The following is a 6,505-nucleotide window of genomic DNA, read 5'->3' as shown; positions in this document are numbered from 1 at the left end:
ATCGCTGCTGTCAACGAGGTCTTCCCATGATCAACATGACCAATCGTGCCAATATTAACATGCGGTTTTGTACGTTCAAATTTGCTCTTCGCCATGCTATTAATCTCTTGTTTTATTCTCTATCTCACTAGCACCTAAAAACAGGCCTGCAAAACTAAATCCAACCAGACTGGCACACCAGCCTAATTACTACAACCTTTAGACGGTAAAAACCACCCACTCTATAATGAAACACCTTCCATCATATCTGTTTGCCTAATCATTAACAATTATTCGGAGCGGGTAGCGGGAATCGAACCCGCATATTCAGCTTGGAAGGCTGCTGCTCTACCATTGAGCTATACCCGCATACCTACGTACTAATTCTCCTTCGATGAATGGTGGAGGGGGTTGGATTCGAACCAACGTAGCATACGCAACGGATTTACAGTCCGCCCCCTTTAACCACTCGGGCACCCCTCCATTACACCAGTAAACTCGCACAATGAGGCATCACGACAACCATCTCGAATACCCATTCAATTCAATCTGATCGCGAAGTGGTTATGACGATTACTGTTGTATCTGTCAACAGAATAAATACAATTTTGTACAAATTTCCTGCTCAGGATTTTAAAAGATAGATTTTTCCTAGCTATTTTTCTTATTAGCACGCTATAAGGAAGTTATGAAAAAAAAAACATTACAAAATTCTCATTATGCCCGCTTACGTCACCAATATCATGATATAAAAGGGGCTCCTTCTCGATCTTTTATACATCCGAAGAAGGAAGCTCCTTCTTTACCCCAAGAGGTAATCCGTCTTTATGGTATTCATTCCGTTCAGGCTGCTTTTAAAAACCCAAAAAGAATTTTTAAATGTCTTTACGCTACACAAAATGCCTTAAAACGATTAAATATGTCCGAATCAGGTTATCCTTGCCCTGTTACATTATGTACACCTAAATATCTTGATTCGCTGGTTGGAAGCGAGGCAGTTCATCAAGGTATTGTTTTGGAAACTTTCCCTCTTCAGCCATGTCAATTATCAAAACTAACCAATACTGATCTTGTCATTGTTATGGATCAAATTACAGACCCACATAATGTTGGTGCTATTATGCGTTCTGCAGTTGCATTTAAAGCTAAAGCGCTTATTACAACTTACCGACACTCTCCCCACGAAAGCGGCGTTCTTGCAAAAGCTGCATCAGGAGCTCTGGAAATGATTCATTATATTACCGTAAGAAACCTAGCTGAAGCTCTTCAAGAACTCCATCAAACAGGTTTTACAAGCTTTGGGCTCGATTCAGAAAGTGACCAACCTTTAGAAATAACATTAACAGGGAATAAAATCGCTCTTGTTTTAGGAGCAGAAGGTAAAGGTTTGCGTAAAAAAACACGTGAAACTGTTTGCACTTTAGCACGCCTTGACATGCCTGGAAATATTAAATCATTAAATGTTTCAAATGCAGCAACATTAGCACTGTATATGGCACATAAATATCTTAGATTCTAATTTTTATTTTTTTGTAAAACATCAAAAAAGCCAACCAACAAAAAACCACCAATATGAGCTTCATATGCTATTAAAATACCATTTTTTCAAACAGAATAGAAGAAATATCTATGATAAATTAGCCATCAGCCACATACCCATATAAACAAGTATACCCTTGAAACACAGGGATTTTTCGATGGACAATAAAGATCCCAAAAGTTTCTCATTCCGCACATTGGCACTTAAATAGCGGGTAGGGAAATCGTAACTACAATATAAGAGAATCTTAAGAATTCAAACCTCTCTTCCAATCCAAGTTGTAAAGAGATAAACTATCATCATAAGCCAATGTATTTAAAATACATAAAACACCAATCATAAAACAGGTAGATTTTGAAAACTCTGCTTGCAATCTTTTAACCACACATCATAAATAGGATGCTCAACAGCATTTAAGCCGGGACTATCTGCAAACATCCATCCTGTAAAAATACGCTGTACTTTTTTATCCAATGTTACTTCATTGACTTCAACAAAACCTGTTGTACGCGTTGGCTCATCTTTAGAGCTTGTATAACAAGCACGCGGTGTAACCTGTAATGCACCGTATTGATAAATTTCACCGAGAGTAACTTCAAAACGTATAGTTTGTCCTGTTATTTTATCAAGACCAGCAAAAATAGCAACTCCATTGCTAATACGTTCAGCACACACTCCACCATTTAAGGATAAAAACACTAAAATCCCCATTAAAAAAACATATATAAAATGCCTTAGCCCTAACAATAAACGAATCCTCATTATACCAAAATCAATCGTATCTTAAAAATAACTTTCAGTCATAATATAGAATCAAATAAAATAAGAATGCACGCATACATCAAAATATTTCATTTTTCAGGTGACCATGCATCATAATCTCCGCACACACAAGGACGCTCGTCCTTATAAGTAATAGCACCCTTTGGTCGATAGGCTTGACTTGTCCCTGTCATATTTGCAACATGAGGCTTTTCCCATTCATATGGACGATAATTTTCCTGTGTTGGTGAACTATCAAAGCGATGATGAATCCAACCATGCCAACCTGGTGGAATAGTAGAAGCTTCAGAATAATCTTTATAAATAACCCAACGACGCGGATAACCATCCTTATGAACTCCCCCCTCATAATATACATTTCCAAATTGATCTTCCCCTACCCTCTTACCATTGCGCCATGTAAAAAAACGCGTACCAATGGTATTACCATTCCACCACGTAAAAATTTGCCTAAAAAAACGAACCATTTTCTATTCCATTTTTTAAGTATGCTCATGAAACTAACCATCGAAATTAAAATTTCTAATGCTTGAAACCACCGAAAAATCAGTGGCAAACTCAACCATAACCACAATTGATAAGCTAATTTCTCCGTCTTAATTTCAAAGAAATATCATATTTATGGATTCTTCTCCACTCCCCCTAATTTAATCTATGCCAAGTTTCATCTTAACCAAGGCATTAACAACTTGAGGACTTGCCTTACCACCTGTTGCTTTTATTACCTGTCCAACAAACCAACCAGCTAAAGCAGGTTTTTGCCTTGCTTGCGCAACTTTATCAAAATTATTGGCAATAACCTCATCAACAACTCTTTCAATAGCCTTTGTATCTGTGACCTGCTTCATATTACGCTCTTCTACAATTTGGCGTGGATCCCCCCCCTCATTCCAAATAATCTCAAAAAGATCCTTGGCAATCTTTCCAGAAATAATTTCTTCTTTTATGAGATCAATAATACTTCCCAATTGATTTGGCGATACTGGTGACTTTTCAATTTCACGATTATTTTTATTTAAAGCGCCTAAAAGATCATTGATCACCCAATTAGCAACTATTTTTCCATCACGACCACAAGCAACCTCTTCAAAATAATCAGCAATAGCTTTTTCTGTCACAAGAATGGAGGCATCATACACTGTCAGTCCCATTTCCGTGACAAAACGTGCTTTCTTAGCATCGGGTAACTCTGGTAAACTCGCTGCCAAATCATCGACAAATGCCTGATCAAATTCTAAGGGCAAAAGATCAGGATCAGGAAAATAACGATAATCATACGCTTCTTCCTTTGAACGCATAGAGCGTGTTTCACCTTTAGCAGCATCAAAAAGCCGAGTTTCTTGATCTATGACGCCTCCATCTTCTAAAACTGCGATCTGACGACGTGCCTCATATTCAATCGCTTGACCAATAAAGCGAATAGAATTAACATTTTTGATTTCACAACGCGTTCCAAAATTTTCACCAGGGCGACGAACAGATACATTGACATCCGCCCGCATAGAACCTTCATCCATATTGCCATCGCAGGTACCCAAATAACGAAGAATCGTACGCAATTTTGTCATATAGGCTTTGGCTTCATCTGATGAACGCATATCAGGCTTGGAAACAATTTCCATAAGCGCAATACCAGAACGATTAAGATCCACAAAAGACATTGTTGGATGTTGATCATGCACTGATTTTCCAGCATCCTGTTCAAGATGCAACCTCTCTATTCCCACTTCAATATCCTCAAATTGGCCATTCAAATCTGGACCAACAGATATAATAATCTTTCCCTCTCCGACAATGGGACAGTGAAATTGAGAAATCTGATACCCCTGCGGCAAATCCGGATAAAAATAATTCTTACGATCAAAAGCAGACTTTAAATTAATACGCGCCTTTAGGCCTAACCCTGTTCTAACCGCTTGACGAACACATTCTTTATTAAGAACAGGCAACATACCTGGCATAGCTGCATCAATGAGTGATACATGATTGTTCGGCTCTGCACCAAATTTAGTCGATGCTCCTGAAAAAAGTTTTGAATTTGATATAATTTGCGCATGAACTTCCATGCCAATGATGACTTCCCAATCACCTGTAGCCCCGGAAATAAAACGCTTAGAATGAGGAGTACGCGTATCAATGATGTTCATTGCCAATCCACTATCAACATCTTAAAGTATACTTCAATGGTTTACCTAAAACCATTCTCAGTGCAATTTTAAGACCTAAATTTTTAAAATCCCGATTTTATTGGGCCTGTTCTGTTTGTGTAAATATTAAGCTTTTTTAGGAGCTTTTCTCTTAACTGAGATCTTCTCCACGGACTTTTCCTTCCCTAAAGATTTTTTCTTTACCGGCTTTTCTTCAATGGCAGCTGATTCATCATATTCTTTCATCAACTCTTCAACCGTCACTTGTTTATCTGTAATTTTTATCTGCGCTAACAAATGATCAATGACCTTTTCTTCAAAAATTGGGGCACGCAGATTTTCAACAGCTTCGGGAGTCTTACGGAAAAAATCCATAATCTCTTTCTCTTGTCCAGGATACTGGCGAACATGATCAAAAACGGCTGCTTTTAACTCATCGTCACCAACTTTAACACCAACCCTCATTCCAATTTCAGAAAGCACCAAACCAAGACGAACACGACGTTGCGCAAGAATCCGATATTCCTCCCGTGCCTTTTCTTCTGTAACACCTTCATCTTCAAAACTACGCCCAGCTTTTTTCAAATCATCATTAACCTGAGCCCATATATTGTTAAACTCAATTTCTAAAAGCCCTTCAGGAATTTCAAAATTATAATCAGCATCTAAAGCATCAAGAATTTGACGTTTCACTTTTTGACGAGTCATTGAACCATATTGGCTTTCAACCTGCTTACGAATAACTTCACGCAAGCGATCTAGAGATTCTAAACCAACCTTTTGCGCTGCTTCATCATCAATTTTTAATTCATCTGGTTTAAAAACCGCTTTGACAGTGATATCAAACTCCGCTTCCTGTCCTGCCAAATGTTCCGCACTGTAATCATTAGGAAATTTAACAGAAATCGTTTTTGTATCCCCAGCCTTTACACCAACTAATTGCTCTTCAAAACCAGGAATAAATTGTTTTGACCCCAGAATCAGTTGCGCATCACGATCTGCTCCACCTTCAAATAGAACGCCTTTAAGCTTACCTTGATAATCTATGGTAAGACGATCACCTTCTTCAGAAACTCCTTCTTTTAGGGAATAACTACGTGTAGAAGAAAGAACGCGATTGACTTGATCATTAATATCCTGTTCAGGAATAATTGGAATTTCACGGATAATTTCAATATGTCCAAAATCTTTAATTTCAATTTTTGGTAAAACTTCATACTTTAAACTAAACGAAAAATCAGCTTTGCCCTCTAGAAGTTTTTCATCTTCATCTATATCAATTTTCGGTTGCATTGCTACCCGTTCCTTGCGGTCCGCTAAAATAGAACGTGGCACATCACTGAGTATCTCATTGAGAATCTCCGCCATAAAAGATTTACCATACATTTTTCGCAAATGCCCACCAGGAACTTTACCGGGACGAAAACCATTAAGCCTAATCTTTCCCTTAGCATTATCCAACCGTTCACTCAATTTTTCTTCTAAATCTTTTGCTGGAACTACGATCTTAATTTCGCGCTTCAGTCCTTCATTAAGGGTCTCGGTAACCTGCATTAAACACCTTCATTTTTCCCAGGAGAGGAATAAACCCACTCTAATTAATATCATATTCTAATACTTCAAATGTTACATCACACCACAAAGCGGAATTCCAAACACGTAGAAATCCGCAGCATTTAAGAGATTGCTCTGGTGCAACGGAGGTACCATTTCATAATAGTTCAACAATATTATTTCAATAAATTAATAAAAACTGCAAATAGCAAAACCACCTTTTAAACCACCTGATATTATAGAATCTGTAGCGCTATCAAATAGCATCATCATCTATATATTGCAATTACAAATCAGAAGTTCTTTTCGATGTGTTTTTTTGCCCTACTTGCTGTTCAAAGGGTCTTAACTTCTAAAAAATCAAAATCCTTAAAGATTTTCCGAATCGTATCAAAATCATACAACATATTGATTTATAATGATAATTCACTGTTTTGTATGTTGAATGAGAGTCTCGAATATCGTAAGATTCTCTCATTTCAAACCTCTCTATGTTGAATCA

Annotated in this window: 6 protein-coding genes and 2 tRNA genes; 1 reads left to right on the top strand and 7 read right to left on the bottom strand. The window is 37.5% G+C overall.

Translation table 11 applies throughout. The annotated features are described in order from the left end of the window. The 3 genes from GGR08_RS07455 to GGR08_RS07445 form a co-directional block, all read right to left on the bottom strand. A partial coding sequence (locus tag GGR08_RS07455) for a GTP-binding protein (RefSeq protein ID WP_002972655.1) occupies positions 1–95 on the bottom strand: 95 nt, incomplete at its 3' end. A gap of 182 nt (positions 96–277) precedes the next feature. Then, a tRNA-Gly gene (locus tag GGR08_RS07450) sits at positions 278–348 on the bottom strand. Between the two features lie 30 nt (positions 349–378). Continuing rightward, a tRNA-Tyr gene (locus tag GGR08_RS07445) sits at positions 379–462 on the bottom strand. A gap of 205 nt (positions 463–667) precedes the next feature. Between GGR08_RS07445 and GGR08_RS07440 the strand changes: the two genes are divergently transcribed. Beyond that, entirely contained in the window at positions 668–1,498 is an 831-nt protein-coding gene (locus GGR08_RS07440) for a TrmH family RNA methyltransferase (protein ID WP_183194692.1), read from the top strand. A gap of 357 nt (positions 1,499–1,855) precedes the next feature. On the opposite strand, the gene GGR08_RS07435 is transcribed toward GGR08_RS07440, so the two are convergent. The 4 genes from GGR08_RS07435 to tig all read right to left on the bottom strand — a co-directional run bounded on the left by GGR08_RS07435 (position 1,856) and on the right by tig (position 6,003). Beyond that, positions 1,856–2,281 carry a DUF2155 domain-containing protein gene (locus GGR08_RS07435; protein WP_183194691.1) on the bottom strand — a complete coding sequence of 142 codons (426 nt, stop codon included), beginning with the start codon at positions 2,279–2,281 and terminating at the stop codon, positions 1,856–1,858. A gap of 89 nt (positions 2,282–2,370) precedes the next feature. Next, positions 2,371–2,769: an NADH:ubiquinone oxidoreductase subunit NDUFA12 gene (locus GGR08_RS07430; protein ID WP_183194690.1), complete on the bottom strand. Its 399-nt coding sequence runs from the start codon at positions 2,767–2,769 to the stop codon at positions 2,371–2,373. Positions 2,770–2,949: 180 nt separating this feature from the next. Further along, complete coding sequence (gene gatB / locus GGR08_RS07425) at positions 2,950–4,449, bottom strand: Asp-tRNA(Asn)/Glu-tRNA(Gln) amidotransferase subunit GatB (protein ID WP_183194689.1); 1,500 nt, start codon at positions 4,447–4,449, stop codon at positions 2,950–2,952. A gap of 126 nt (positions 4,450–4,575) precedes the next feature. After that, positions 4,576–6,003 (bottom strand): trigger factor, encoded by a 1,428-nt coding sequence (gene tig / locus GGR08_RS07420; protein WP_183194688.1) that lies wholly within the window; start codon positions 6,001–6,003, stop codon positions 4,576–4,578. Between the last annotated feature and the right edge of the window lie 502 nt (positions 6,004–6,505).

This window comes from Bartonella fuyuanensis, assembly GCF_014197255.1.
GTDB lineage: Bacteria > Pseudomonadota > Alphaproteobacteria > Rhizobiales > Rhizobiaceae > Bartonella > Bartonella fuyuanensis.
Note: the sequence above shows the minus strand (reverse complement) of the source record. Positions and strands in the feature narration are given on the sequence as shown.